The organism is Pseudoalteromonas sp. MEBiC 03607 (genome assembly GCF_004792295.1).
Classification (GTDB): Bacteria; Pseudomonadota; Gammaproteobacteria; order Enterobacterales; family Alteromonadaceae; genus Pseudoalteromonas; species Pseudoalteromonas lipolytica_C.
In genome coordinates this window covers 78,862-105,605 of record NZ_SRRY01000002.1, presented here as the reverse complement: position 1 = coordinate 105,605, position 26,744 = coordinate 78,862, and the positions used below count along the sequence as shown (strand labels likewise).

At 40.2% G+C, this 26,744-nt stretch carries 28 protein-coding genes; 15 read left to right on the top strand and 13 right to left on the bottom strand.

The annotated features are described in order from the left end of the window. Window positions 1-163: 163 nt before the first annotated feature. Window positions 164-655, top strand: a complete 492-nt coding sequence (locus E5N72_RS17450; RefSeq protein ID WP_105181850.1) for a cupin domain-containing protein — start codon at window positions 164-166, stop codon at window positions 653-655. A 14-nt stretch (window positions 656-669) separates the two neighbouring features. Then, the gene (locus E5N72_RS17445; protein ID WP_135926399.1) at window positions 670-1,017 is read left to right on the top strand and encodes a cyclophilin-like fold protein; all 348 of its coding nucleotides are present in this window, start codon (window positions 670-672) and stop codon (window positions 1,015-1,017) included. A 69-nt stretch (window positions 1,018-1,086) separates the two neighbouring features. Here E5N72_RS17445 and E5N72_RS17440 read toward each other — a convergent pair whose 3' ends face one another. From E5N72_RS17440 to E5N72_RS17430, 3 genes are all read right to left on the bottom strand, one after another. Beyond that, window positions 1,087-2,466 carry a serine hydrolase gene (locus tag E5N72_RS17440; RefSeq protein ID WP_135926398.1) on the bottom strand — a complete coding sequence of 460 codons (1,380 nt, stop codon included), beginning with the start codon at window positions 2,464-2,466 and terminating at the stop codon, window positions 1,087-1,089. Between the two features lie 165 nt (window positions 2,467-2,631). Further along, window positions 2,632-3,813 carry an NAD(P)-dependent alcohol dehydrogenase gene (locus E5N72_RS17435; protein WP_135926397.1) on the bottom strand — a complete coding sequence of 394 codons (1,182 nt, stop codon included), beginning with the start codon at window positions 3,811-3,813 and terminating at the stop codon, window positions 2,632-2,634. A gap of 11 nt (window positions 3,814-3,824) precedes the next feature. Beyond that, window positions 3,825-4,247 (bottom strand): cupin domain-containing protein, encoded by a 423-nt coding sequence (locus E5N72_RS17430; RefSeq protein WP_055021700.1) that lies wholly within the window; start codon window positions 4,245-4,247, stop codon window positions 3,825-3,827. 262 nt (window positions 4,248-4,509) lie between these two features. On the opposite strand from E5N72_RS17430, the gene E5N72_RS17425 reads away from it, so the two are divergent. The 4 genes from E5N72_RS17425 (at window position 4,510) to E5N72_RS17410 (ending at window position 6,924) form a co-directional block, all read left to right on the top strand. Further along, complete coding sequence (locus tag E5N72_RS17425) at window positions 4,510-5,172, top strand: hypothetical protein (protein ID WP_135926396.1); 663 nt, start codon at window positions 4,510-4,512, stop codon at window positions 5,170-5,172. Window positions 5,173-5,324: 152 nt separating this feature from the next. After that, entirely contained in the window at window positions 5,325-5,837 is a 513-nt protein-coding gene (locus E5N72_RS17420) for a hypothetical protein (protein WP_135926395.1), read from the top strand. A 41-nt stretch (window positions 5,838-5,878) separates the two neighbouring features. After that, window positions 5,879-6,064 (top strand): DUF1289 domain-containing protein, encoded by a 186-nt coding sequence (locus E5N72_RS17415; RefSeq protein WP_135926394.1) that lies wholly within the window; start codon window positions 5,879-5,881, stop codon window positions 6,062-6,064. 65 nt (window positions 6,065-6,129) lie between these two features. After that, complete coding sequence (locus E5N72_RS17410; protein ID WP_135926393.1) at window positions 6,130-6,924, top strand: glycosyltransferase family 25 protein; 795 nt, start codon at window positions 6,130-6,132, stop codon at window positions 6,922-6,924. Window positions 6,925-6,944: 20 nt separating this feature from the next. Here E5N72_RS17410 and E5N72_RS17405 read toward each other — a convergent pair whose 3' ends face one another. After that, entirely contained in the window at window positions 6,945-8,726 is a 1,782-nt protein-coding gene (locus tag E5N72_RS17405; RefSeq protein ID WP_135926392.1) for a PDZ domain-containing protein, read from the bottom strand. A 202-nt stretch (window positions 8,727-8,928) separates the two neighbouring features. Here E5N72_RS17405 and E5N72_RS17400 point away from each other — a divergent pair, with 202 nt between their 5' ends. From E5N72_RS17400 to ilvN, 9 genes are all read left to right on the top strand, one after another. Next, a complete protein-coding gene (locus E5N72_RS17400; protein WP_135926391.1) occupies window positions 8,929-10,464 on the top strand; it encodes a GGDEF domain-containing protein in 1,536 nt (511 codons plus the stop codon). Window positions 10,465-10,535: 71 nt separating this feature from the next. Continuing rightward, the gene (ppnN, locus tag E5N72_RS17395; RefSeq protein WP_135926390.1) at window positions 10,536-11,879 is read left to right on the top strand and encodes a nucleotide 5'-monophosphate nucleosidase PpnN; all 1,344 of its coding nucleotides are present in this window, start codon (window positions 10,536-10,538) and stop codon (window positions 11,877-11,879) included. Window positions 11,880-11,890: 11 nt separating this feature from the next. Beyond that, window positions 11,891-12,664 carry a flap endonuclease Xni gene (xni, locus tag E5N72_RS17390; RefSeq protein WP_135926389.1) on the top strand — a complete coding sequence of 258 codons (774 nt, stop codon included), beginning with the start codon at window positions 11,891-11,893 and terminating at the stop codon, window positions 12,662-12,664. A 71-nt stretch (window positions 12,665-12,735) separates the two neighbouring features. Further along, window positions 12,736-13,119 (top strand): DUF3192 domain-containing protein, encoded by a 384-nt coding sequence (locus tag E5N72_RS17385; protein WP_075594547.1) that lies wholly within the window; start codon window positions 12,736-12,738, stop codon window positions 13,117-13,119. 6 nt (window positions 13,120-13,125) lie between these two features. Then, window positions 13,126-14,823, top strand: a complete 1,698-nt coding sequence (locus tag E5N72_RS17380; protein WP_135926388.1) for a hypothetical protein — start codon at window positions 13,126-13,128, stop codon at window positions 14,821-14,823. A gap of 215 nt (window positions 14,824-15,038) precedes the next feature. Continuing rightward, window positions 15,039-16,046, top strand: coding sequence for an isocitrate dehydrogenase (locus E5N72_RS17375; protein ID WP_130052654.1), 1,008 nt, complete (start codon window positions 15,039-15,041; stop codon window positions 16,044-16,046). 204 nt (window positions 16,047-16,250) lie between these two features. Continuing rightward, window positions 16,251-17,225: a transposase gene (locus E5N72_RS17370; RefSeq protein ID WP_135926387.1), complete on the top strand. Its 975-nt coding sequence runs from the start codon at window positions 16,251-16,253 to the stop codon at window positions 17,223-17,225. A gap of 761 nt (window positions 17,226-17,986) precedes the next feature. Further along, window positions 17,987-19,711, top strand: a complete 1,725-nt coding sequence (locus E5N72_RS17365) for an acetolactate synthase 3 large subunit (RefSeq protein WP_135926386.1) — start codon at window positions 17,987-17,989, stop codon at window positions 19,709-19,711. After that, window positions 19,711-20,208 carry an acetolactate synthase small subunit gene (gene ilvN, locus E5N72_RS17360; protein WP_135926385.1) on the top strand — a complete coding sequence of 166 codons (498 nt, stop codon included), beginning with the start codon at window positions 19,711-19,713 and terminating at the stop codon, window positions 20,206-20,208. Before E5N72_RS17365 ends, ilvN begins: the two co-directional genes overlap by 1 nt. Window positions 20,209-20,293: 85 nt before the next feature. Here ilvN and E5N72_RS17355 read toward each other — a convergent pair whose 3' ends face one another. From E5N72_RS17355 to E5N72_RS17315, 9 genes are all read right to left on the bottom strand, one after another. Next, a complete protein-coding gene (locus E5N72_RS17355) occupies window positions 20,294-20,569 on the bottom strand; it encodes an HU family DNA-binding protein (RefSeq protein WP_036972004.1) in 276 nt (91 codons plus the stop codon). Window positions 20,570-20,773: 204 nt separating this feature from the next. Next, window positions 20,774-21,307 carry a DUF3833 domain-containing protein gene (locus E5N72_RS17350; protein ID WP_135926384.1) on the bottom strand — a complete coding sequence of 178 codons (534 nt, stop codon included), beginning with the start codon at window positions 21,305-21,307 and terminating at the stop codon, window positions 20,774-20,776. After that, entirely contained in the window at window positions 21,300-21,797 is a 498-nt protein-coding gene (locus E5N72_RS17345) for a chalcone isomerase family protein (protein ID WP_235403766.1), read from the bottom strand. The genes E5N72_RS17350 and E5N72_RS17345 overlap by 8 nt, the downstream gene beginning before the upstream one ends. Window positions 21,798-21,852: 55 nt before the next feature. Continuing rightward, window positions 21,853-22,347, bottom strand: coding sequence for a DUF2878 domain-containing protein (locus E5N72_RS17340; protein ID WP_135926383.1), 495 nt, complete (start codon window positions 22,345-22,347; stop codon window positions 21,853-21,855). Continuing rightward, window positions 22,325-23,587: a cyclopropane-fatty-acyl-phospholipid synthase family protein gene (locus tag E5N72_RS17335; RefSeq protein WP_135926382.1), complete on the bottom strand. Its 1,263-nt coding sequence runs from the start codon at window positions 23,585-23,587 to the stop codon at window positions 22,325-22,327. Before E5N72_RS17335 ends, E5N72_RS17340 begins: the two co-directional genes overlap by 23 nt. Window positions 23,588-23,600: 13 nt before the next feature. Further along, window positions 23,601-24,341, bottom strand: coding sequence for a DUF1365 domain-containing protein (locus tag E5N72_RS17330; protein ID WP_135926381.1), 741 nt, complete (start codon window positions 24,339-24,341; stop codon window positions 23,601-23,603). Beyond that, a complete protein-coding gene (locus tag E5N72_RS17325; RefSeq protein WP_135926380.1) occupies window positions 24,334-25,590 on the bottom strand; it encodes an FAD-dependent oxidoreductase in 1,257 nt (418 codons plus the stop codon). The genes E5N72_RS17330 and E5N72_RS17325 overlap by 8 nt, the downstream gene beginning before the upstream one ends. Then, the gene (locus E5N72_RS17320) at window positions 25,587-26,297 is read right to left on the bottom strand and encodes an SDR family NAD(P)-dependent oxidoreductase (protein ID WP_135926379.1); all 711 of its coding nucleotides are present in this window, start codon (window positions 26,295-26,297) and stop codon (window positions 25,587-25,589) included. Before E5N72_RS17320 ends, E5N72_RS17325 begins: the two co-directional genes overlap by 4 nt. After that, window positions 26,297-26,743 carry a nuclear transport factor 2 family protein gene (locus E5N72_RS17315; RefSeq protein WP_135926378.1) on the bottom strand — a complete coding sequence of 149 codons (447 nt, stop codon included), beginning with the start codon at window positions 26,741-26,743 and terminating at the stop codon, window positions 26,297-26,299. Before E5N72_RS17315 ends, E5N72_RS17320 begins: the two co-directional genes overlap by 1 nt. Between the last annotated feature and the right edge of the window lies 1 nt (window position 26,744).

The window sequence follows — 26,744 nt, the reverse complement described above, 5'->3', positions numbered from 1 at the left end:
AAAATTAAGATACTTAACTATACGCTCGATTTCATAAAGTTGGCTAGTTAAAAAATCTAACCCTCGGACTAATAGGCAATAACTTGCGTGCATTGTACTTTTTAAAGGCACAGTTTTTAGCCAAAATGAAGATTCGTTCGGTTACAAACACATGGAGAAAAGTATGAAGTATATTATCGGTACCCTTATCTTAACGATGAGTGCATTTAGTCATGCAGAAAACGCCTCTTCACAACGTTTAGAGTTACCGCAAATCACAGTGCAAAAAAATGGCACTCAGTACCCAATGACTGGGCTCGACAAGTATTTCACGGGCAAAGTACGCGTCGAGCCTAGTTTCCAAGCTCATGGCGAAGCGAAAGCCGCTGGTGCCATGGTAACCTTTGAGCCAGGTGCTCGCACAAACTGGCACACTCACCCTGTTGGCCAAACCTTAATTGTTACATCAGGTATGGGTTGGGTTAATCAGTGGCACGGACAACCTCAGGTTATAAAACCAGGTGACGTTGTCCATATTCCTGCTAATGTTAAACATTGGCACGGTGCTACAGATAAAACAGCCATGATGCACTTAGCTATTCAAGAATCAAAAGACGGTAAGGTTGTTGATTGGTTAGAGCCAGTAACAGATAAGCAATATTTAAAAAAGCAGTAAAGATGGTAAGTGAAATGCAAATAAAGTTCACCAGTAACGGCAAAACTATGCAAGCGACTCTAGAAAGTAACAATGCCGCTAAGCATTTTTATCAACTTCTACCACTGACTCTAAAAGTAGATGACTTCGCCAATGCTGAGAAAATTGCCACTTTACCAGAGAAATTAAATCTACAAGGCTTACCTGCTGGCACTGATGCCGGCGCAGGAGACATTACTTATTACGCACCTTGGGGTAACCTTGCGCTCTTTTATAAGCAGCAAAGTTATGCAAATGGTCTGATAAAACTTGGCAAAATAACGGGCGATAGTCAGTTTTTTAAAAGTTTAGGCCAAGCGGATGTCACTATAGAGCCCTTGTAGTAGATACTAACTCTCCAGTTAGCAAAGCTGCTTCTGTACGCCACAAAGTAGCTTTTTTATTGCCTGACTTTATCTGCCCAGTGCTTTTAAAACATCACGGGTAAAGTCATGTTCACTAAAGCCTTTAAGTCCTGCAAGGTCGTACCCTCGCCTAACAATCACTAACTGCTCGCTTGGAATGATCACTAAAAATTGACCACGGTTGCCTCGCGCTGCAATGGTATCGTTTGGTAACTCAGGAAAACGTTCGTTATAAAGCCACCACTGTGCGCCGTATCCTGGTGCCGTTACAGGGGGTTGAGCAGGTGCTGGTTTACTAATATAACTTAACCAGTCTTTTGGTAATATTTGCTCACCTTGCCAGCGGCCATTATTCAGGTGTAATAGCCCCAAGCGAGCAAGATCCCGTGAAGTAGTCCACACTTGCGATGACAAAATATAGTCACTTTGCCAATCTGACTCTAAAAACGTGTGCTGCATGCCGATTTTATCGAGTAAGTTGTCATATGGGTAACGCAAATAGCTCGCCTCATCGTTAAACGTTTCTCGTAAGGTGCGTAGCGCTAACATGGTGTCGTTATTAGCGTATTTCCAACGGCTACCAGGCTTAACTTCTAATGCGGTATGCGTTGCAGTATCAGACACTAAACCGCCTCCCATATACACACGGTCTGTCCGGTTACCCGCTTTATTACTATCTAAACCTGATGCCATGTGAAGTAAGTTTTCAAGGGTAATTTCGCCACGTGGGTCAAGCGGATGAGACCAGCTTTCAAGTCCCGCAGGCTTTGTAACATCAAGTCGCTTTTGCGCTACCGCCACTCCAATAATGCTCGCGCCAATACTTTTTGCAACAGACCAAGTACGCTGGGCGGTTTCAGGGGTAAAACCGGCTTTATATTGCTCTGCTAGAATCGCATCAGGGCTTGCTATTAAAATTGCTGAAGTTCGTGCGCCTTCACCATAATGACGAGTAAAAGCTTGTGCAATAACCTCATCAAGTGCCTTATTGCCCGTCGCTTTATTAACACCATTTAGCGTTTGCCAAGGCTTACCATCATCCTTTTGGTAGGCTAAGTTTTCTTTAAACGGTGCTTGCACGAGTGATGCAGCTTTCAGGCTTGCCCCTACGGGTAAATCAACACAGCCTAAACGAGGCCGCCACACCGATATGCGCTGCTTATCTTTATCGTAATCAACAATGACTCGTTTGTGCTCAGTTTCAATGTTCGCTTTTAGTGTTTTTACAGTGTCTGCTATTAAAGGGTAAATACCGGTAAGTTCATCTATATTGATTTGATCTTTGCTTTTGCCAGCGTTAAACGTGGCACTACAGGTAAAATTGGCGACGTACCCAGCGGCATAAGCGTTCAAGGTTGTATCTGTTTCTTCGCTACAAACAAAAAAGCTAGTGCACAACAACGTACTCAGGAAGGTTATTTTTTTCATTATTACTCCATGGAGGCCAAAGAGTTTAAGTTAGCAAAAGAAAAAAATAATGATATGTTTTTACGGCAGTATTCGCTCTTTAAGCGATAAATCACCGAATAAAAAAGGAACAACAAAAAACGCCATACTGGGTATGGCGTTTGGCTTACTCAATCTAAAAATTATTTAAAATGTCGAGGCATCAATTACATAACGATAGCGCGCTTTTTTCTCCACCACGCTTTGCCATGCATTATTGATTTCAGAGGCTTTGATTAACTGGGTTGCTGGCAGAATATTATTCTTCGCACAGTAATCAACAACTTCTTGCGTTTCTTGCATATCACCAATTAACGAAGCATTAAAGTTTACGCGGCTTGCAGCCAATGCTAATGCATTCATATTTAATGAAAACTCTTCTGGCATACCCACTTGGGTATACGTGCCGAATGGTTTTACTAATGATGCATATTTAGCAATATCATATTTCACTGGCAAGGTATTAATTAAATAATCAAGCTGCGACTTATGCTCGTTGTAAGCGTCTTCACCGTCAACAACAACCACTTTAGCGCCAAAGGCTTTAATATCGGCTACTTTATCTTTAGAGCTAGTGAACGCATAGACATCAGCACCTTGCGACACAGCCAATTTAACAGCTAAGTGCCCAAGCCCACCAATACCAACAACACCTACTTTATCGCCTTTTTTCAAGTTAAATTTAAGCAACGGAGAATACGTTGTAATGCCGGCACATAATAAAGGAGCAGCATGCTCTAAACTCATGTTTTCAGGAATATGCACTGCAAAATGATCGCGAACAACAATATTATTCGAGTAACCACCTTGTGTGATACCAGTCGGTGAGCGTTCATCAGGGTAGCCATAAGTGAATTTTGTTTCTGGGCAATATTGCTCGCCTTGATCTTTACAGCTATTACAGTCAAGACAGCTATCAACCATACAGCCTACACCAGCACGGTCGCCCACTTTAAACTTAGTCACATTCTTACCGACCGCAGTTACGATACCTGCAATTTCATGACCTGGTACTTGAGGGTATTGCTGTGCGCCCCAATGCCCTTTCATCTGATGAATATCTGAGTGGCAAATACTGGCGAATTTAATTTCGATTAAAATATCGTTATCGCCTACTGGGCGTCTTTCGAATTCCCATGGTTTTAGTAAGCCTGAATTATCAAAAGCCGCATAGCCACGAGATTTTATATTGCCATTTGCAAGCTGCTCAGATGATGCTGCAAATGAAGGCGCCGCAAAGCCACCTAATAACAGGCCTGCACCTAAAGCTGAACTCGTTTTAATAAAATTACGACGTGATAAGTCTTGCGTTTCATGTTTGTCACACATCTTAATGTACCTTATGCTAAATAATCTTCATCTGAAACAGCTTCGAACCAGTCAACAGGTTTACCATCGAGTGCTTCTTGAACTGCTACATGTTTCATTGCACTATCAGCAGTCGCACCATGCCAGTGCCTCTTTCCGCAGTTACACCAAATTAAATCACCTGGATTGATGACTGTTTTCTCACCACCCTCACACTGTGTCCAACCTTGACCTTCTGTAACTAATAATACTTGGCCGAGTGGATGAGAATGCCAATTTGTGCGAGCTCCTTTTGAAAACTCCACCACAGCAACACCAACGCGAGCAGGTGCTGGTGCATTAAATAAAGTACTAATTTGCACTTTACCTGTGAAACATTCTGCTGGCCCTGCAATTGGATCTTGAGAACCTGACTTAATTACTTGCATATCGTTTGTTTGCGCTGAATCACTCATATGTTTCTCCTTGGCTTGCTTAGGTTATGGTCTACTATTTCAGTCTAAAGCATCGCGAAAAACCATAAATGCCTGAAGCTCGCGCTTTCTTGCCTATTTGTGTAAAAAAGTTTTTAAAGCCTTTAAACCTTTTTTATCAGCACTTGCGACTAAGCTAATAACACCACACATATGAAAGGGAAGAACCATGTTAAGTACAGTAAAAACACTCTCACTAATTGCCGCAGGCTTATTATCAGCACAGACATTTGCTTAGGGTGAAATGCCTCTACAAGCAACTAAAAACCTAACGCTAGATGCAGCATCATTAAGCGCTTTAAAAGTAGAAGCAGGCTCAGGTTTTTTACACATTACCGGTAGTGACAGTGATGAAGTGAGCGTTAAAGCCGAGATTTATCAGGAGCAGCCACATGATGAATATTGCTTAACGCTTGAAGCTAAAGGTAAGAGTGCAGCGCTAAGTGCAGGTCAATGTGAATATCATACCAATAAGCAAACTCGCATTGATTTAACCGTTGCGATCCCTCGCTCATTTAATGTCGATGTGCACGATGGCTCAGGTGAAATTATCATTAGTAAAGTTGCGAATACTGTAATCAACGATGGTTCAGGGTCGATTACAGCAAATGACATTACAGGCACATTAGAAATCAATGATGGTTCGGGTAGCATAGAAGCACGTAATATCAGCCGTGATATTAAAATTCATGACGGCTCAGGTAATATTGATGTTGCCAACGCACTGGGTAATATTGAAGTACACGATGGTTCTGGTGGTATCGACTTAAATGATATTTCGGGTGATGTTGTCGTTTCAGATGGCTCAGGCAGCATTCGCGTTGATACTGCAGCAAACTTTGAGTTACTAAGTGATGGCTCTGGCTCAATAAAAGTAACCAACATTGCAGGTAAAACTAAGATGTAAGCTCACGCGTTTACAGTTATTAGCAACTAAAATGCCTTCCTTTGCGAAGGCATTTTAAATTGTAATAGCCAATCTTTATTAGCATTTTTACAAGGGCTTAGGTATCCTTTAGGAAACGTTTAAGGAACTGCTATTTAAAAGGATAGCCTGATATGAAAAAGCCACTCGCCGCCTTACTAACTGGCCTTGTTTTAACTGGTTGTACAGGACTGACAACTGAACAACAAACGGCCATTGATAACCTAACCCCTTGCGAGAAAATCAATGCCCTATTAGGTGCTTACGACAACCGCTTTGAAGGCTTAAAACGTAGCCGTGTAAATACTAAATACATGGAAACATGGACAGCAAAATACAACCTTATTGCCGATAACTGTCAAATCACGGCGCTTGATAAAGACAATGTTACCTACCGCTGTGTAGGCAACTATGAGCAACAGCAGCAAGCTGTCGCTGATCACACCCGTGCGGTTAATTTTACCCAAGCGTGTTTAGCAGGTAATAATTGGCATCAAACACAAAAAGAATCTGCTGAATCGTTACGCACAACCTTTGTACTTGACGAAAATACCCCTGTTATCTCAATTCATTCGGGTAAAACTCTATCGCGTAAACAGCCTTGGTCTACCACGCTTGAAATTGGTAAGCCTGTTGAAGGTAAGTAATACACTTCGGAAGGCTAATAGACATTAGCCTTCGTATCTCTATGGCACATTCAAAAAAACCAACCAGCCAATTTAAAACAGATTGCATCGGTCAATGTCATCGCCTCAATGGCTATTGCACTGGCTGTGGTCGCAGTAATGACGAAATTTTTGATTGGATCATTTTATCCGAGCAAGAAAAACAAGCGATTTTAAATACTCCTCGACCTGACATAAAAGCGAAATAGTTCTGACACCCAAGCGTCATTAAAGCTTGTTAGCCTGATTCAAACTGACCCATCAGGTAACAATAATGACCGCTATTTTTGTAATTAACTTAGCAAGCTCTACAGAACGATTACACCGTGTGAGCAATGAACTCAACGCGCAAGGTTTAGCATTTGAACGCATTGATGCAATTGATGGTAGAGAGCTTTCTGATACAGCAATTGCTGAGCATTATAATGCTGATTTAAATCTAAAAAAATACCATAAACCATTGAGTAAAGGTGAAATTGGCTGTTACCTGAGTCACAGAAAAGCATGGCAAACCATTGTCGATCGGCAATTAGAATACGCCATTATTTTAGAAGATGACTTTGTTCTCGACCGCTCTATCCACAGTGCAATTGAAAACATTAATACATTAAAACAGCCTTGGCAGCTAATAAAATTGGCCGCTTATAAAGACCGAAATCGGGAAATTGCCTTTACAAAACCCATCGCTGATGAGCAGCATTTAGTCATTCATAAAAAGCTTATGTCTGGCTGCTGTGCAACGGCTGTTAGTTTAGCTGGTGCAAAAGCGCTATTAAAAGCCACTGCTACATTTGGCCGCCCTGTCGATTGCGATTTACAGCATGTGTGGGAAACCGGCGTATACGGTTATTCTTTACTGCCCTACCCAGTGTCACAACCTGATAATTCACAAAGCGATATTCGTGATAGATCAAGCAAAGTTAAAAAGTCGTTTTGGCGACGTAAAAAGCAGCAACTTAATAGTGCACTACTAAATGCAAAATACACTAAGCAGTTTGTAAAAACGCAGCAAGTACCAAACAAAAAGAAAGGAGCCGCAGCTCCTCTCTTACCAATCAAAAATCATTAACGATTTATTTTGCTTGGCTGTTATTTAGCTTGATTTGGGTGGTCAACGCCCATCCACGCTTTAAACAGTGCCATTTGAGCTGGTGTTGCATCTTTTAATGCTTTTACCTTTTTCTCTTTATCAAAGTCTTCGCTCAGTGTTAGCGTTGTGCTTTGCAGTGCATCACGTCTAATAAAATCAACAGTCACTGTGTCGCCTGCTTTAAACGTTTCAAGGCTGGCTGTTAAGTCTTTACCAACATGCTTTTTGTTCAACGCAACGATTTTATCATCTGTAGTTAAGCCTGCTTGCCATGCAGCGCCACCACGACGAACATGAGTTAGGGTTAATAACTCACCGCTGTTTTTAGCAAACGAGTCAATACTAGGTACTGATTTAGCGCCTTCAGGACGAATTAAACCTAAGCCCACTTTTGCAAGTAGCGAATCAAAGTCGATAGCCGCTGGCTCATCCACATTCGCTTGCCACCAAGCACTGTAATCACGGCCTGTAAGTTCTTTTAAAATCGCTTTAACATCATCAGGCGTAAAACCATCAGGTAAACGATGCTTGTTGTACAGTTCACGGTGAACATCGCGGTAACTGATTTTGCCATCGCTTTTTTCTAGCAAATCAATATCAAGCGCCATTGAGATCAATGAACCTTCTAAATAGATATTGGTGCTATAGTTGCGAGCGTGGTCACCGCCTTGGTTGATCCACTTATCAAAACTGGTTTCGGTTGCGCTTTGTACTTCGCGACCCGGTGTTTGTAAGTGACGATTAATCGTTTTCGTTAACGTACCGAAAAACTCATCGGTTGTTTCAATTCCAGAGCGAACCATTAAGTGATCTTCAAAGTAGCTGGTTGAGCCCTCTGCAATCCATAATGTTTTAGCGTAGTTAATATTGGTGTAATCGTATGGAGCAATACCTTTTGGACGGTATGCTTTAACGTTCCAAGTATGAATAAATTCGTGAGCTGCGGTGCTGATAAACGCAAGGTAGTCTTTACGAGAACCAAAACGGTCACGTGGGCGCTGGATAATCGTAGAGTTTAAATGCTCTGTTGCGCCACCGGCACCAGACGTAGCATGGACCATAAATACATAGCGCTCATATGGGTAACCATCCCAAATTACATTGCCAGTTGTCACTAGCTTTTTAAGGTCAGTTAGCATTTGATCTACGTCGTAGTTGCCATCGCCCCAAATAACTAATTCGTATTCACGGCCATCAACGGTGAACTTGTGTAGCTCATTGATACCACTTTCGATTGGTGAATCAACTAAGATATCGTAATCAGCGGCTTTAAAGCTGTGTTTAGAGCCCGCATTTTCCATACCCGATACTGAACGCCATTGTTTTGGTACGTTTAATTTTACGGTTACCGGGTCTTGACGGAATGATTCACTAAACATGAAAAAGCCAGATGCATCAATAAATGCATGGCTGTCATCAATATGACGAGCGCGTTTACCTAGCTCGTTAGCGTAAACTTGGTAATCTACATTGACTTGAGTTGGCTCGTTTAAGTGAACACGCCACGTGCTGTGATCAATTTTTTCCCACTTTAATGGCTTGCCGTCATCATCTTTTGCTTCAAAAAAACGTACGCCATTAGCAAGATTCAAAATTTCATAACGACCAGTACGCCAAGCGGGAAGTTTAACATCTAAATGTGCTTGTGCAGTTTCAGGAAACTCAACACTCACATTACCTAAATGATGCTCTGGCTCAGTAATCGACAGTGAATAGTTTACATCTGCAAACACACTGCTTGAGCACGCTGCCAAAATTGACAGTGCCAAAAACTTTTTCATAACAACTCTTTTTATTACTTTTAAAATTGCGGACAAGCCTAACAATTGCGAGAAAAAATGTGAATTAAAAACCGATAAACAGCCATTGCAACAGGTTTGATATACAAATTAACTAAGTTTTTGACTTGGAACCTACATTTCGTATTAATTTGTTGTAAACTTACCCTATAGAAAATTTGAATCTTCACGGCGGTATTACTAGGTGCAGCAACAGCATGATGTTCTTAATAAAAAGTTAAAGCAGGCTATCGACGCACGCACAGTGGTCGAAGATGCACGCAAACATCAAGTTGAAGTGCTTTCACAGTTTGCGGCAAAACTGTCGCTCAGCTGTAAAGGGCTAGACATTGAGCTAGATAACCGTTTAGCCAAATTTAGAAACGCACTAAAAAAAGGTGTTAATTTTGAATTACTAACACCTTTCATAGATGATGTACTTGGTCTTCTAAAACAACAAGAAACCAAGCAAATGGCTCAACAACGCGAGCTTAACAAAAGCATCACTGATGCAGGTAAACAATTACAAAAAGTCCAAGGTTTACCTGATAATGCCCGTCGAACATTGCGTTATCTGCTTGACCACGAATTGAATAATATACAGTCTAATCATGACTTTATACCTTTATTGTCTAAGCTGGTTACTATTTATCACCATGCACTTCAAGCAAAGCTCGCTAAAAGTAGTCAAGCCGAGGCATTAATCAAACCTGAGTTAGCGTCTGAGCTGCTGTCTCTTGCTAATGAGCTTGTGCTCGAGGATGAAAGTGCAGAGCAAATAAATATAATTAAAAGCAAAATCACTCATAATGACAGTGTTGACGATTTACTTGATTCTGCGCTGAGTATTATCACCATCATCACGCGTAATATGAGTAAAGAGCGTCAATCTGCACAAAGCTTTTTAATCTCATTAAATCAAACTATTGAAGATTTACATCACTCTATTGTTTCAACCAGTAAACACTCAGAGTCGATTAGTGCCGAATACGATTCGCTGAACAAACAGATTGAAGCAAAAATTAAGAATCTTCATACGCAAACTCAGCAGGCTACCTCAATAACATCACTTAAAGAATTAGTAGAAGAAGAACTTAAATCTTTAAGTGATGATTTAATTGCCAAAGAAAAACTAGAGCAAACGGAGCGAGAAAACTTGCTCGCTAGCTTTAACGATATCAATAGCCGTATTAGCCATTTAGAAACTAAACTTTCAACTTATAAACAACGCTTAAATGAACAGCGATTTAAAAGTTTGCTAGATGGTTTAACAAAATTACCCAACCGCGCAGCGTTTGATGAACGGTTTAATCAAGAGTTTCAATTATTTGATCTACAAGAGTCGGCAGTGACATTTGTAGTAATTGATGTAGACCATTTTAAATCAATCAATGACCAATATGGCCACAGTGCTGGTGACAAAACATTACAAGTCATTGCTAAAGCACTACAAAAATCAATACGTAAATCAGACTTTATTGCCCGTTACGGTGGCGAAGAGTTTGTGTTACTAATGAGCGGTATGTCACTTGAAAGTGCAGCAGCTCCACTTGAAAAGTTGCGTAAGACAATTCAAAGTATTCCATTTAAATTCAAAGATAAGCAAGTAGAAATCACCATTTCTGCTGGCGCAACCCAGTTGAAAAAAGGTGATACCCCACTGATTGCCTTTGACCGTGCAGACGAAGCACTATACAAAGCCAAGAACGAGGGACGAAATAAAGTTTGCATTAGCAAATAAAGGCCTCATCTTGTTAGTAAGGTCTTTGACACACAATGATAAAGGCTCATTGACGAGCCAGGAGAGTGCTTATGTTAAAACAACTGAATCCTACAGGTGTACTGGATTTACTATCGCAACTAGAAGTTGATCTACTCGAACAATCATCCACCAGCGAGCGCTATAAATTATTTAGGAACTGTGTGCTCGCGGTTCTTAATGTGGGCAGCCACACTGACTCAAGCTCTGAAATTTACAACAAATACGAAAATTTTGATATTCGCTTATTGAGCCGCGAACGCGGGATTAAAATTGAGCTTGAAAACCCACCCGAATCAGCCTTTGTCGATGGCGAAATTATCACTGGTATTCATGAACATATCTTCTCGGTTATTCGCGATATTCTATTTATTTGTCAAAAATACGAAAAAGATTTAACTGAGCAAAAAGCCATAACTCATATGGTGTTTGACATGCTCAGGAATGCAGGTGCGCTAAGAGTCAATAGCGATCCGAGCATGATAGTTTGCTGGGGTGGCCACTCTATAAACGAAGTCGAATACAAATACACCAAGCAAGTTGGCTATGAGCTTGGGCTTCGTGGCTTAAACATTTGTACAGGTTGTGGCCCAGGTGCAATGAAAGGCCCAATGAAAGGCGCGACGATAGGCCATGCCAAACAGCGTATTACTAATAATCGTTATTTAGGTTTAACTGAACCAAGTATTATTGCCGCTGAGCCACCTAACCCAATTGTAAACGAATTAGTGATTTTGCCTGATATCGAAAAACGTTTAGAGGCGTTTATCCGTACAGCCCATGGCATTATTATTTTCCCAGGTGGCGCGGGCACCGCAGAGGAGCTGTTATATCTTTTAGGTATTTTGCTGCACCCTGAAAACGAAAAACAATCTTTACCTGTGATCTTAACTGGCCCTAGAGAGAGTGAAAATTACTTTATTGAGCTGTGTAAATTCATTGAGAAAACGCTTGGTAAAGAGGCGCTTGAGAAGTTTGAAGTGATCATCGATGACCCAGAGCGAGTTGGCAAAACACTCAAATCAAAAATGGCTGAAGTGCGTGAATACCGCAAGAGTCAAGGTGATGCATACTACTTTAACTGGACGCTAAAAATCGATAATGATTTTCAACAGCCGTTTGCACCGACTCATGCCAATATGGCGAGTTTGGATTTACACTTAGATCAGCCGACTCAGCAACTAGCCGCTAATTTACGCCGTGCGTTTTCAGGTATTGTGGCCGGTAATGTTAAAGACGAAGGTTTGCAAGCCATCAAGCAACATGGCCGATTTGTATTAAGTGGTGAGCCTGCATTAATGGCTGATATGGATAAACTACTTGCTGCTTTTGTTGAACAAGGGCGAATGAAATTACCCGGTAGTAAGTATATTCCTTGCTATGAGATAAAAGCTTAACAGGAGACTATGTGACAACCCAGTTACTTTTAATAGATGCGTTAAATCTTATTAGGCGCATCTATGCTGTTGATAGTAATCAGAGTCATCACAGTGAAGAACATATGATAAAAGCAAGCTGTGCCCGCGTGGCACATGCTTGTAAAAAGTTACGTCAGCAAACTAATGCTACTCACGCGATAGCTGTGTTTGATGGTGAAAGAAGCTGGCGTTATCACTACTATGAGGCGTACAAAAGCACTCGCTCACCGATGCCAGATACCCTAAAACAAAACTTATCGCTTTTTAAACAAGCCATTGAACAAACAGGCATTGTGGTGTTTTCACCTAACAATGATGAAGCTGACGATATAATTGCCACGCTGGCACATAAAGCCGCGACTAATAATGTACCTTCTACTATCGTTTCTACAGATAAAGGATTTTTACCATTTTTATCTGAGCAGATTGCTATTTATGATTACTTCAAAAAACAGTATCTTGAAGCCGACGACATTACACAGCGCTTTAATGTTCCAAAGCATCGACTCGCTGATTTTTGGGCTTTAGCTGGTGATAAAACCAATGACATACCCGGCGTGAAAGGTATTGGTAACAAAACTGCGCAGCAATTAGTAAATGAGTATGAGTCAATTGCAGCCGCAATCAACGACGATGAACTAAACCCTTCAGTAAAGCGCAAATTGAACGATGAGATGGATATGTTTGTTATTTCGAAAAATCTTGTGATGTTACGCACAGATATTCACTTAGGCTTTAGTTTAAAGCAGTTAAGGCTCAATTAATCGCAATCTCGTAGCGCACTTGGATATCACAGCGTATACTGCAAATTCGCGTTAATTTTAAAGAGTTACACATGTTTAAAAAGGTTTTCCAATATCTGGTGCTGGGTTTAGGTGTTTATGCACTTATCGCCACTCTTGTGATCACTTTTTATAAAGATGACCCACAAGCCATGATCTGGCAAGACCGTGAAGCTTTTAATAAACGTTACATCTCGAAACTATCTATCGATAAGCCTGAAAACTTAAACGCCGTACTTGATTACTTAGGCAGCCCAGATCTAACCTATGCTAAACGAGTCGAAGACAATGTTTGGCAAATCATTTTTTACCGCACGCAACACGTAAAATCGGATGGTATTACAACAATAGATGAGTGCACTGGCTTGCTGTTTAAAAATGGTCAATTAGTATTGTGGGGGCCAAGTGCCTATGAAAGCTATCAACAAGAAACCTAACCGCTTATGATGGAAAACGTGACGCCTCGTGACTTGGCACGCTTATTTGATAGTACGCACCAGTTGCTCAAGCTTTATTATCAAAAGCAGAAATGGTCGCAAATTTATCCTTTATTAAGCAACCTTGCTGAGCGATATTACTTAATCTACCAAGCCTGCCCAAAGGGTATGCAAGCGCAACTTAGTTTATATGTTCCTAATCATGGCTACACAACAAATTTAGTTGTTAACCAATGCGTTATTGCTTGCATTCTATGTCGTAGCCTAAATTACAGCCAAGCAATTAGTGAACAAATTATTAGCTGCTGTTTAGCTAATTACCTGTGCGTACAAACTCAAAGCAATAAGTTAGCTGCCTGTGAAAAACTAACATTACAAGATAAAAAACTTTGGCAGAATCGTCACCAGCTTGCTGCAAAATTACTGCAAAGCTCAGGTCCTCATACATTATCTATTCAGCATTTGTTAGCGCGGTTAAATAAATACAAACAAGCACTTTTAAGTGCGCCAAAAATTATGATTTATGACGGAGCAACAACACTTGTAGCTTTAGCTAACATTATCGCCATGAATACCACTTATCGTGAACCTGGTGGGCATATTAGTATACATAAAGCATTGGCTGATATTTATCTTCGTACACCTAATGAGTTTGCTCAAAATGCAATAAAGGCGCTCATTGCGCACATAGGCCCATACATTCCAGCAAGTGAAGTAAATTACGCTGAACGCATTCTTATCTATTTAACCACCGATGAGCAAGGTAGGCATATTTTAGTCGATGCTAGCCGCCCAGAAAAAGTACGCTGGCATCGCATCAAAGCTAATTTAAGCATTTTAGACAAACAAAGAACGTGTAAAGACACGCGTTTGCTTTACACCGTATGGTTTAGTGAGAACATCAATTTTACAGAACCACCACCTATAAATCAGCAACGCAGACAGCAATACTTAGCATTAATTAGTGACTTAAAAGTATCAAAAGAATACAGCTATCGTGGTTTAAATAAGCTGTTAAGTCCCTACCCTGAATTAATTACGCAACTTACAATTGCCGCTAAGCCCTATAATAAAGAGCAGCAAAGAGCCAAAGACTTGCGTCATTGTTTATCGATGGTTGGATACGACAATGCGCCGGCAATCATTCAGAAAGTATTGTTTCAACGCTTAGTAGCAACAACTACTCACCCACTGTTTCAGCATATTTCTAAACGACTTGAAAATATGGTGCGGATTATTCAAGCATTGTTTAAACACTCTGACTCAGTGCAATTTGAACACGTGAGCTTGCCATTATATGCCTACGTTTTATACCTTTGCGAATATCAAGCTACGAGCCTGTCTCGAAAAACTATATTTGAACAAGCCGAAGAGCATGTTATTAGCCCACCATTGGCCTGCCTATTTGGTGTTAATCACCTAGATCAAGCCCCATTGACTGAATATTTAAATCAGCTAATTGGTGACAACGTCTGGACTCAACATTTACTGGCTAGTGAACAACACAAAAAACAGCAACTCACCATAAATGAGAAACATTGGATAGCTATTAAATTATTTACTTATTATGTTTTTCAACCAAAAGCTTTATTTAGCAGCTGGCAAGAGCAAATCATTTTCGACAGCCTATCGGCTGCTGGTTGGGACTCAAAAGCTAATTTTTATGCATATTTGAAAAATTGCGAGTTTGCAGACAATTTTTAGAATGTGTTGTTAAAAAGTGCGAAAACGTTAAATAAATATGAACTTTAGTCTGTTTATAGTCAGTATTCACAGGATAAACTGGTAAAAAGCTGAATAAATTGCTATAAAAGCCGCTTAAATTTTCAAACACATCCACGTAAACCTTCTAACAAGTAAATCGCATGCTATTTCGCGACGAGTTTACGTGTTTATCTACTCATAAATAGGAAAAGTAAATGGCTAAACAAACCATCACAGTGATCAAAGGCGACGGCATTGGTCCTAGCATTATTGATTCAGCACTTGAGATCCTTGAAGCTGCAGGTTGCGATTTTGATTATGAATTCGTTGATGCTGGCCTTGCTGCCCTAGAAAAAACTGGTGAGTTACTTCCGCAAGAAACAATCGACACAATTGCGCGTAACAAGATCACTTTAAAAGGCCCATTAACTACACCAGTTGGTGAAGGTTTCACTTCAATCAACGTGACTTTACGTAAAAAGTTTGGCCTATATGCTAATGTTCGTCCTGTTAAATCATTTGCAGGTACACAAGCTCGTTACGACGATATCGACATCATCACTGTTCGTGAAAACACACAAGGTATGTACTCAGGTCTTGGCCAAGTTGTATCTGAAGATGGTAACGAAGCAGAAGCAATGTCAAAAATCACCCGTGAAGGTGCAGAAAAAATCGTAACTTTTGCATACGAACTAGCAGTGCGTGAAGGCCGTAAAAAAGTAACGGCTGTTCACAAAGCTAACATCCTTAAATCAACATCTGGTTTATTCTTAAAAGTTGCACGTGAAGTAGCTGAGCGTTACCCGCAAATCGAATCAACAGAAATGATTGTTGATGCAACATGTATGAAACTAGTTATGACTCCTGATGAGTTTGATGTAATCGTTACTACAAACTTATTCGGTGATATCTTATCTGACCTATGTGCTGGTCTAGTTGGTGGTCTTGGTATGGCTCCTGGCGCAAACATTGGTGAAGATGCAGCTATCTTCGAAGCTGTACACGGTAGCGCACCAGACATCGCTGGTAAAAACCTTGCAAACCCAACTTCAGTGATCTTAGCATCAATCCAAATGCTAGAGCACCTAGGTATGGCTGACACTGCAGAGCGCATCCGCAGTGCAGTTGCAGATGTTATCAAAACAGGTGACCGCACAACGCGTGACCTTGGCGGCAGCCACGGTACGACAGACTTCACTCAAGCTGTAATTGAGCGTCTATAAGAGAATAATTGTTTAGGGCTTAAGACAACCTAACCCTTAAACACTCCCTACCCAAAGCCAGTCTAAGACTGGCTTTTTTATACCCTCAATTAATTGGACATCCATAATATGTGAATACACATAAAAATAGACACCCAACTTAATAGTTCTCACTTCTCAAAATTATGACTAAACTTACATAGTTCACTCATGGAGGAGAAGAACATGGCAACCCCTCGCAGAAACTTAATTAGCGTTTCAAACACACCCTATTATCACTGTATTTCACGCTGCGTTCGTCGCGCTTTTTTGTGTGGGCATGATCCACTAACAGGCCGCTCATATGAACATAGGCGGGATTGGGTTGAAAAGAAACTACTTCAACTTGGTCGGATATTTTGTATAGATATTTGCGCCTACGCAGTAATGAGTAATCACACACATCTGGTTCTGCACATTGATATAGCAAAAGCGAAGCGTTTAAGTAATAAAGCTATTTTGATTAGGTGGCACAAGGTATTCAACAGTACATTCCTATGCCAACGCTTCTTAAATGGCGAATTACTAACACAAGCAGAGCTCTCGGCAGTTAATGACAGAGTTAATTTATATCGAGAAAGGCTAAGTAGTATTAGTTGGTTTATGCGTGTTCTAAATGAGAGCATCGCGCGAAAAGCGAATCAAGAAGATGATTGCAAAGGGCGCTTTTGGGAAGGTCGCTTTAAATCGCAAGCCTTGCTTGATGACGCAGCACTTGCAGCTTGCCTTGCTTATGTTGACTTGAACCCTGTGAGAGCAAAAGCAGCTAATTTACCAGAGCAATCAGACTACACCAGTATAAAATCACGTATTGAGTCAGCTCAAAAAGCAAAGCAACCGAAAACACTTATGCGCTTTGCAGGTAAACTACGCAAACATATGCCTAAAGGACTCCCATTTGAACTTAAAACCTATTTACAACTTATTGATTGGACTGGCCATTCTATAAGAGAAGGTAAACCTGGTGTAATCCCCCTAGATGCAGCACCTATATTAGAAAGATTAAATATCTGCTCTGATAATTGGCTTACACTTACCACTTCCTTTACCCGCTCATTTAAAAATACTGCAGGTAAAGAGCAAGCTATCACGGCTTATGCAAATAACATGAAACGAAAGCGAAGAAGCTCAATTACTACCAGCTTAGCTTTATTTGCTTAATTATAAATTAAACCTCCAGAACATAATTAATGAGCACAACCTCGTTGCAAACCTGAGGTAAGCACTCTTTACAACTAATGCTTAGCAATTTGTCCAAGAAGAAACTAAATCCATCATTTTTAGTGTTAATTTGCATTTTAGTGGGCAAATATTATTCATACCTTAATATCCACACACTCTTTTAGTTAAAGACCATATAGATTGTTAATTACGATTGAAAAATAAAACTGGGTGTCTTGTTTAGTTAAGTCGCGTATTGGCTGTAAGTAAAAGTTAAAGTGGGTGTCTTATTAAAAGAGTTTAAAAAGTGGATTTTACTAGGCTAAGTTATGCGTATCAGTGATAAGTACGCATTATCTATATGCAAAGCTCAACATTCATCACACAATCAATTTAATGCATAGTTACACCTGCAAAAACATAAAACCACACTTTAATTTGCAATAAAAACATACAAAAATGAAAATATAGAAAAATTAATGCAAAATAACACTTTTGCGGTTGACATCAGTTTCTAAAACACTTAAAAATACATCTAACATTTTTTAAACAACAGCCTTCTAGTCGGCTGTGATTTTTAGAAGAAACTAATAAACAATGAATATTAGCCGTCACCTTTTAGTCGTCAATGTACTCGTACTGGTCTTAGTTACAAGCCCAGCGGGAGTCTATTAAAAGGTGAAAGCACGCTTTTTAAAAAACCCCCGCCCTATGCGGGGGTTTTTTTATGCATTTATGCTTGCACACACAGAGGAATGAGGATGAGTACAACAGAATACAATGGATCCGAACTAGTTGTTCGGGCACTTAAAGAATTGAATGTAAAGTATATTTTTGGTTACCCTGGTGGTTCTGTACTTGATTTATACGACGCATTATTTCAGCAAGAAGATATTGAGCATATTTTAGTTCGACATGAGCAAGCCGCAACACATATGGCCGATGGCTATGCCAGAGCAACAGGTGACGTTGGTGTTGTTCTTGCCACCTCAGGTCCGGGTGCAACAAACTGTATTACCGGTATTGCAACCGCTTATATGGACTCTATTCCTATGGTGGTGCTTTCTGGGCAAGTGCCTACAGGTTTAATTGGTGACGATGCTTTCCAAGAAACAGATATTGTTGGTTGTTCTCGTCCAATCGTTAAACACAGTTACAACTGTCGCAGCGCTAAAGATATCCCTACTATTTTAGCTAAAGCATTTTACTTAGCGAGCACCGGACGCCCAGGCCCAGTTGTGGTTGAATTACCAAAGGATATGTTAAACCCTGAGCTTAAATTTCCTTTTGAGTTTCCAAAAACCACTGAACTACGTACTTATAATCCAAATACCAAAGGTCATTCAAAACAAATTCGTAAAGCTGTCACAGCAATTTTAGAAGCGAAGAAATTAGTGATCTATTCTGGTGGCGGTATTATTTTATCAAACACCTCTGAGCAACTAACGCACTTGGTTGAATCATTAAACGCACCAATCACTAACACCTTAATGGGCCTAGGCGGTATCAGCGGTACCCACCCTAACTTTATTGGCATGTTAGGAATGCATGGTAGCCTTGAGGCAAATAAAGCCATGGCGAACGCGGATGTGATCTTAGCGCTAGGTGCACGATTTGATGATCGGGTTACGAATAACGTTAAAAAATTCTGCCCAAATGCAACCATAGTACATGTTGATGTCGATCCAACTTCAATCTCTAAAACAATTAAAGCGCATATCCCGGTTGTTGGCTGCTTAAAGACCGTACTCGAACAATTACAAGCGGCTATTGATAAGAGCTCAATATCGATAGACCGTTCTGCGCAAGAAGATTGGTGGCGACAAATCATCAGCTGGCGTGAGCAAAAATGCCTTAGCTACAGCACAGATGGCGATAAAATCAAACCACAAGCAGTTATCGAGGCAATTTACAAAGCAACCAATGGCGATGCTTACATCAGCTCTGACGTAGGCCAGCATCAAATGTTTGCAGCTCAATATTATCCATTTAAACATCCTCGCCAATGGATTAATTCTGGTGGTTTAGGCACCATGGGCTTTGGTCTACCAGCGGCAATGGGTGTTAAGCTTGCCTTCCCTGATAAAGAGTCAATCTGTGTAACTGGTGATGGTTCAATCCAAATGAACATTCAAGAGCTATCAACATGCTTACAATACAATTTAGCAGTAAAGGTTGTGTCGTTGAATAACCGCTCATTAGGCATGGTACGTCAATGGCAGGATATGATGTATTCAGGACGTCACTCATCTTCTTACATGGAATCACTTCCTGATTTCGTAAAATTAGTAGAAAGCTATGGCCATGTAGGTATTCGCGTTGATCATATTGATGAACTACAGCCTGCTATTGAAAAAGCCATGTCTATAAACGACAGACTGGTATTTTTAGATATCTGTGTTGATGAAAAAGAACATGTTTACCCAATGCAAATTAAGCTAGGGGCTGTAGATGATATGTGGTTACGTAAAGGAGTAAAAGCATAATGCGCCGTATTTTATCAATCTTATTAGAAAACGAACCTGGTTCACTATCGCGCATTGTTGGCTTATTTTCACAACGCGCTTATAACATCGACAGTTTGACTGTTGGTACGACTGACGATCATTCATTATCACGAATTACCATTACCACCATGGGTGATGATCGTATTGTTGAGCAAATCACCAAGCAAGTTAATAAGCTAGTCGATGTACTAAAAATTATCGATCTAACTGAGATGGCACATATTGAGCGTGAACTGTTATTAGTTAAAGTATTCGCACAAGATGAGAATACACGTGCTGCTGTTACACGAGTTGTTGATGTATTCCAAGGGGCTATCTTAGATATGGGCCGTCATAGCTATACTCTGCAGCTTGTAGCGAGCACAGAGAAGGTTGAATCCTTCCTTGATACATTACGTCATGAAAGTGATTTGATTGAAGTAGTTCGCTCTGGCGCGGTTGGTATTGGTCGTGGTGATAAAGCGTTAAAGGCATAAGCCTTTTTCGCCACTTCGATTCAAATATAACAAATACAAAAAAAGGGCTATAAGCCCTTTTTTCAATATAAACCTAGTTACCCAATTATGGATTAACTTGGTCTTTAAGACCTTTACCCGCTTTAAAGCTTGGGATAGTTGCTGCTGCGATTTGGATTTCTGCACCAGTTTGTGGGTTACGGCCAGTACGCGCTGCACGCTCTTTTACTGAGAAAGTACCGAAACCAACTAATGCTACTGAGTTACCTTCTTTAAGAGAATTAGTAACTGCGCCAGTGAATGCATCTAGTGCACGCGTTGCTGCCGCTTTTGAGATTTCTGCATCAGTAGCAATTTTTTCAACTAATTGAGCTTTATTCATTGTTAGATTCCTATTCGTTATTATTTTGCCTTCGCAAAACCTATCTTTATGCATTTTTGAGAAGTTAGCAACAGCAAATTGCTATTTTTACGTAATTTGTTCAAAAATGACTACTATTTAACTATCAAAAACGAGGTTAGCGACGTTAATATTAATAAAGACTTAATTTAACCAACATCGCGAAGTTTTCTGGTAATTAAACGATTACTCGATTTTCTCGATAACTAAGGTTACTTCCCCGACCTCGATGCCAAACTTATCAATAGCAGTGCGGTTTATCAAGCGTGATTGTGTTACCAAGTACATCCAATCATCGAAATTTACCACTAAAGTACTATCATCATATGGAAGCTCGACAGAATATGTCCAATGGAACACACTGCCATTACTTTCACCTTCTGCTTCGCCAATAACATCTGACGCTGTACCTGTTATACTGCCATCATCATTAATGGTGATGTACCAAACACGTGTTTGCGTTTCACCGTCATCATAAACAAATTGCTCGTCAATCACGCCTTTGTTGCCATCCCAGCTTGCTTGCATGTCGACTACCAGCTTACGAGTTAATTCGCCTTTGTGGTCCTGTACTACCCCATAGGCTTTTAGCTCACCACTAAAAAACTGCTTAAAGTTAAATTCAGGTTCTGTACCTCGATAATAATCAACATCGGGCGCAGAGCAGCTGGTAATTAACATTACCATAGCTAAAATAAGAATTGCTTTGAGTTTAATCATGTTTCCCTCCAATAAGCTGTTTGCGTAGTGATGGCTCAGAAGTCTCTGCGCTTAGCCAGATTGCTAAAAAGTTATCGGCAAACTTGTCATCATTTATCTGTCCAAGTGGCTTGCCATTAAAGTAAAAGGTCCCTATTGCCTGCTCATTTGTTTGAAACGTTAATGAATCGTTTTTAGAAATATCAGGCCATAAGTCCAACAGTTGTTTGTCGTAAGCCCCTACCATTTCATCCAAGCCTAAATGCTGCCATTGCTCGTTAGTGGCTTTAACAATGTCTTTGGCTTTAAAATCACGCAAATAGGTAAGTGTTAATTTACTAGGGTGTTGACCGAATGTGTAAGTGCCGTTGGGAGTTTCAAGTTTGGCGTTATAAACATCCCAAAATAAATACTCCATTTTAGCTTGGCCAACGGTTTTAAAACCATTTGCAGCAACATCTGCCATAAACAATGAGCACATAAATGCCGCTATAGTCATAAACTGTTTCATCGTCTTATCCTAAAAAACTAGTTATGCAATGTTACGTAAAACCATCACTAACTGATCATTTAGCGGCTAAAAAACGCTTATTATAGGTAATAATGCATACAAACATCGTTGCCCAGCCTACACCGTAATACAGCCAAAAACTCACAACAGTCAGATCTGTGCTTAATACGCCAAATCGTATACCTGCATAATAGCTAGCCGGAGCAAAGGCTAAACAAACCAACCAAGCGAAATACCAAGGAAGCTTTTGCAAAAAATGCATAGACGTATTAACGGTGAGTAATAGTGCAGCCCAAAGAAAAGCGAGCCACAGAGGCAATGGAGATACTTTATAATTAATTAGCTCAAAACCACTTGCAAGCCATTCATAGCCCAGCGCAATTGGTAGCCCACATGCTAAAAGCAGTATGTCTTGCTTGCGTTGCTCTGATAAAAAAAGCATTAAACAAATAATAAAAGAGGCGGGGATTACCGCATCGCGCTCAAGGAGTAAGGCACTAAACCATACTCCTTGAAACAACACGAAATTAATAATCGAGCGCAATGCCATCGTCAGAGTGTCCAAATCGCGGTTTACGGGCTACGAGGTGCACAGTGCTTATTGCACGAGTTCTAAATGCACCTTCACAATAGGCTAGGTAAAACAACCATAAACGATAAAAGCGCTGATCAAACTTAACTTTATCAATTTCAGGCCAGCTGGCAACAAAGCGCTCTCGCCAATCAGCCAATGTTCTTGCATAGTGAACACCAATATCTTTTACACTATGTACCACCATGTCAGTTTGCTGTTTAATTTGCTTATTCATTTCGTCTAAGCAAGGGAGACAACCACCCGGGAAGATATACTGCTGAATGAAGTCAGAGTTTTTCAGGTAATGACTATAACGTTGATCAGCAATGGTAATGGCTTGGATCAGCATTGCGCCGCTGTCTTTCAACAAAGAGTGACATTTGGCAAAAAAGCCTGGTAAATACTCATGCCCAACAGCTTCAATCATTTCAATAGACACGAGCTTGTCGTATTTGCCCTCTAAGAGACGGTAATCCTGCTTTAATAAGGTGATTTTATGCTCAAGATTTAGCTCTTTAACTTTTTCTTCAACATAGGCATATTGCTCATCTGAAATAGTTGTAGTCGTTACATGGCAGTCAAAATGCGTTGCCGCGTAAATCGCAAAGGCGCCCCACCCTGTGCCAATCTCAATAACTGAGTCACCTGGCTGTAAATCAACTTGCTCACAAATTAATGCCAGTTTGTGATCTTGGGCTTGTTCAAGAGTGGCTTGTTTTGAAGGGTACACGGCACATGAATACAACATTTCATCACTTAAAAATGCACTATAAAGGTCGTTACCTAAGTCATAATGCGCTGCGATATTTTTCTTAGAACCTTGAGCTGAATTTCGATTTCTAAAATGGTTTAAGCGATGAGCTATACCACTAAAAAAAGCGAATTTTTTCTCAAAAGCATCAAGCTCGTCTTGGTTTAGGGCAAATATTTCAATTAATTTAGTAAGGTTATCACAATCCCAGAAACCTAGAATGTAGGCTTCACCAGCGCCCACGCTTCCTGACAATGCAAACAATTTGTACATAGCTGCATCGTTAACTGTAACAGTGGCGTGTATATCACTGGATGTATCACCAAATTGTGTACGGTCATTTCCTTCAATTAAAGTAATGCGACCAATTTTGATGCTATTAAATGCACCTATTACTAATTTTTTGTATAGTTTTGCCACCCAACCTGTTGCTTGAGTCTCAGTCAAATTTGATACTTTTTCCATCACATCACCTAGTTTAATTCTCTTGTTTGCCCGAATGACCAATAAATGGCACACGTTTACAAAATAGTTTCAGCGCGTGAATATAAATACCTTTGAATATACTCAACGTCATTGCTGGAAACTGCTTGAGCACCGCACTCATCCTCTCTTTATTGAGTGGATGCTTTTGTAAACGTAGCGTTGCGTCAAACAAGAGTGTGTCGTCTTTTTTATTTTCAATATGAATCATGGTGTTATCAGGATTCATTCTGATATGCCAATAATAGTTCATATCTAAGTTCATGAAAGGTGATACGGAAAAAACCTTTTTAAAGTTCACTTTTTTTTCGAGCGGCACGACATAATAATGACGTTCATTCCACGGAGTATTACTTACTTCAGCAAGCATATGCGTGAAATTACCATCATTACTTTGGTAGAAAAAAAAGTTAACAGGACTGAAATATATTCCCATACAACGAAGTTGCCCAAGCATATACACTTTAGTAAAGGTTTGATTTACGCCTAATTCAGCTATCTTGGCGAGCGCACGTTGCTGTACTGATAGCTGCATGTTTGTCTGAAAATTAAAATAATCGCTTTGTTTAAACTTTAGAGCTTTAAAGCCTGAACAGCCCAGCCATGGGTGAATGTCATTAAGTTCTTCAGGCTGAGCTAAATCGACCCACATCATGTAAAGTGGGTATTTGAAATGATGTTTTTTAACTGCAAAACGTCGGTGTCTTACGTCACCGACATAAATGGCGCTATTCAAATTCAACCCCAAGCTGCTTTGCCACGTTGACCGCACTTCTTACACCATCTTCATGAAAGCCGTTATACCAATAAGCGCCACAGAAATAGCTATTATTTTTGCCGTCGATTAATGACTTTTGCTGCTGTGCGGCAATCGATTCTTTATTAAATACCGGATGGTGGTAGGTAAACTCGCGTAAAATTTTATCTTTATTGATACCGTCAAGGTGGTTGAGGGTTACACAAAATTGCGTGTCGCTTTGAATACCTTGCAGAATATTCATTTGATAAGTCACAACAGCCGCTTTGTCTGTGTTGTTATTCAACAAATAGTTCCAGCTAGCCCAAGCTGCCTTGCGTTTTGGCAACAACGCTGTATCAGTATGTAAAACCACTGAATTAGCAGTATAAGGAATGGCTGAAAGTACATTCTTTTCGTCTTCACTTGGGTCAAGTAATAACTTTAAAGCCTGATCAGAATGGCAAGCAAACACCACTTTGTCGAATATTTCGCTATGACCATCATCAAAATGAACGTGAACACTGTCATCTTTTCGAGATACCGAGCTGATATTGCTATTTAAACGAATTTTATCAGCGAAGCCTTGGATCATGGGTTTAATGTATTCGCGAGAGCCACCCGGAATAACATACCACTGCGGACGATTAGTGATATCCAGCAAACCGTGGTTATAAAAGAACTTAACAAAAAACTCTACGCCAACTTGTGCCATTTCTTTAATACTGGTTGACCAAATAGCAGCGCCCATCGGCAAAATATAATGGAAGCGAAAGAACTCGTTAAAGTCATGCTCATCCAAAAATTCGCCTAATGTTTGATTGGCCTTGTAGTTTTGTTGTGCATGCAATGATTTACACACTTCATTGAAGCGCACTATGTCTTTTAAGAGTTTCCAAAACTTAGGACGAAAGATATTACGCTTTTGTGCGAACAAGCTCCAAAATGTATGACCGTTATATTCAAAGCCGGTTTGTTCGTTATGCACACTAAAGCTCATTTGAGTTTTCTGACGCTCGACACCCAAACGCTTAAGTAATTTTTCAAAATATGGGTAAGTGCGGTCGTTAAATACAATAAAACCTGTGTCTACAGCGTATTCAACGCCATCAACCTTTACGTCAATGGTTGCAGTATGGCCACCTATGTAGTCGTTTTTCTCAAATACGGTTACATCGTAGTGCTTATGCAATAGGTGCGCACAGCTTAAACCCGCTATGCCAGATCCAATAACAGCCACTTTTTTCAACGTGATAATCCTTTTGCAAGCTTCAGCCAAAGTGGCGTAGGAAGCATTCTTAAAAATTTCAAAATGAAGGTAAAACGGTGCGGAAAGTGCACTTCTTTGCGCCTTTTCGCGACCCCTTTATAAATATAATTTGCCGCTTTTTCAGCACTCACCGCCATTGGCATTGGAAAGTCGTTTTTATCAGTCAGCGGCGTTTTAACAAAACCAGGGTGAACTAAAGTCACATCAACATCTTTTAAATCAACCGCTAAGCTATTAGCTAAATAACTTACACCGGCTTTAGACGCGCCATAAGCCTGGCTGCGCGGTAGCGGTAAGTAAGTCACACTAGAGCTTACAATCACCAGCTGACCACCGGGTTTTATCTTTGGCAGTAATGCCTCAAGGCAATAGCCCATACTGAGTAGATTAGTGGTGATCACACGTTCGAATAAACTGCTATCAAAATTACGAGCATCATCAATATATTCACAATTGCCTGCATTTAAAATGACACGATCGAATTGTGTATAGGCGACTGTGCTCGAACGTATATCCTGAAGGTCTGTTGCATCAAATTGGCAAGACTCAATGTTTTGATGTTGGCTCAATTTAGCAAGCTTTTCTGTGTTCCTGCCGCATGCAATCACATGCTCATTATTGTCTGCGTATAGCTTTGCTAATGACTCGCCAATACCTGAAGTTGCGCCTGTAATTAATGTTGTCATTATGCACTCGCCCTTTTATCAATAAATTTAACAGCCGAGCCAAGTACAGGGATATGCCTGTAAAGCATAGCGCCTACGTCAAAATAATCGCGATGATTAATTATTTTATCACCAGCAAACTTTAAACGGCTATGACCTGCAACCGAGATTGCTTGCCCTTTATTGAGCTTGGGATGACGGTATTGCATGGTCCAGTAGATGAACGCGGTATCATCTTTGCTCTGAGTATTTTCAGTAACATAGCTGTCTTCAATAACAAATTCACAAGATATAACGTTAGCATAGAGGTTTTTGAAATACTCACGTAGCTCCCCAAGACCATTTACCGCATGCAAGGGATCTGCAAAGTGAATATCTGGATGATAGATTTCATCCAGTAGCTGCAAATTGTCTTTATTGAGTGTTTGATAAACATCAATAAATCTATCAAGGATTGCCTTGTCCATG

What these genes read in the sequence shown, in the direction of transcription:
- E5N72_RS17450 (WP_105181850.1), top strand. Translation starts at nt 164, where the DNA reads ATGAAGTATATTATCGGTACCCTTATCTTAACGATGAGTGCATTTAGT.
- E5N72_RS17445 (WP_135926399.1), top strand. Translation starts at nt 670, where the DNA reads ATGCAAATAAAGTTCACCAGTAACGGCAAAACTATGCAAGCGACTCTA.
- E5N72_RS17440 (WP_135926398.1), bottom strand. Translation starts at nt 2,466, where the DNA reads ATGAAAAAAATAACCTTCCTGAGTACGTTGTTGTGCACTAGCTTTTTT.
- E5N72_RS17435 (WP_135926397.1), bottom strand. Translation starts at nt 3,813, where the DNA reads ATGTGTGACAAACATGAAACGCAAGACTTATCACGTCGTAATTTTATT.
- E5N72_RS17430 (WP_055021700.1), bottom strand. Translation starts at nt 4,247, where the DNA reads ATGAGTGATTCAGCGCAAACAAACGATATGCAAGTAATTAAGTCAGGT.
- E5N72_RS17425 (WP_135926396.1), top strand. Translation starts at nt 4,510, where the DNA reads ATGCCTCTACAAGCAACTAAAAACCTAACGCTAGATGCAGCATCATTA.
- E5N72_RS17420 (WP_135926395.1), top strand. Translation starts at nt 5,325, where the DNA reads ATGAAAAAGCCACTCGCCGCCTTACTAACTGGCCTTGTTTTAACTGGT.
- E5N72_RS17415 (WP_135926394.1), top strand. Translation starts at nt 5,879, where the DNA reads ATGGCACATTCAAAAAAACCAACCAGCCAATTTAAAACAGATTGCATC.
- E5N72_RS17410 (WP_135926393.1), top strand. Translation starts at nt 6,130, where the DNA reads ATGACCGCTATTTTTGTAATTAACTTAGCAAGCTCTACAGAACGATTA.
- E5N72_RS17405 (WP_135926392.1), bottom strand. Translation starts at nt 8,726, where the DNA reads ATGAAAAAGTTTTTGGCACTGTCAATTTTGGCAGCGTGCTCAAGCAGT.
- ppnN (WP_135926390.1), top strand. Translation starts at nt 10,536, where the DNA reads ATGTTAAAACAACTGAATCCTACAGGTGTACTGGATTTACTATCGCAA.
- E5N72_RS17385 (WP_075594547.1), top strand. Translation starts at nt 12,736, where the DNA reads ATGTTTAAAAAGGTTTTCCAATATCTGGTGCTGGGTTTAGGTGTTTAT.
- E5N72_RS17380 (WP_135926388.1), top strand. Translation starts at nt 13,126, where the DNA reads ATGATGGAAAACGTGACGCCTCGTGACTTGGCACGCTTATTTGATAGT.
- E5N72_RS17375 (WP_130052654.1), top strand. Translation starts at nt 15,039, where the DNA reads ATGGCTAAACAAACCATCACAGTGATCAAAGGCGACGGCATTGGTCCT.
- E5N72_RS17370 (WP_135926387.1), top strand. Translation starts at nt 16,251, where the DNA reads ATGGCAACCCCTCGCAGAAACTTAATTAGCGTTTCAAACACACCCTAT.
- E5N72_RS17365 (WP_135926386.1), top strand. Translation starts at nt 17,987, where the DNA reads ATGAGTACAACAGAATACAATGGATCCGAACTAGTTGTTCGGGCACTT.
- ilvN (WP_135926385.1), top strand. Translation starts at nt 19,711, where the DNA reads ATGCGCCGTATTTTATCAATCTTATTAGAAAACGAACCTGGTTCACTA.
- E5N72_RS17355 (WP_036972004.1), bottom strand. Translation starts at nt 20,569, where the DNA reads ATGAATAAAGCTCAATTAGTTGAAAAAATTGCTACTGATGCAGAAATC.
- E5N72_RS17350 (WP_135926384.1), bottom strand. Translation starts at nt 21,307, where the DNA reads ATGATTAAACTCAAAGCAATTCTTATTTTAGCTATGGTAATGTTAATT.
- E5N72_RS17345 (WP_235403766.1), bottom strand. Translation starts at nt 21,797, where the DNA reads ATGAAACAGTTTATGACTATAGCGGCATTTATGTGCTCATTGTTTATG.
- E5N72_RS17340 (WP_135926383.1), bottom strand. Translation starts at nt 22,347, where the DNA reads ATGGCATTGCGCTCGATTATTAATTTCGTGTTGTTTCAAGGAGTATGG.
- E5N72_RS17335 (WP_135926382.1), bottom strand. Translation starts at nt 23,587, where the DNA reads ATGGAAAAAGTATCAAATTTGACTGAGACTCAAGCAACAGGTTGGGTG.
- E5N72_RS17320 (WP_135926379.1), bottom strand. Translation starts at nt 26,297, where the DNA reads ATGACAACATTAATTACAGGCGCAACTTCAGGTATTGGCGAGTCATTA.
- E5N72_RS17315 (WP_135926378.1), bottom strand. Translation starts at nt 26,743, where the DNA reads ATGGACAAGGCAATCCTTGATAGATTTATTGATGTTTATCAAACACTC.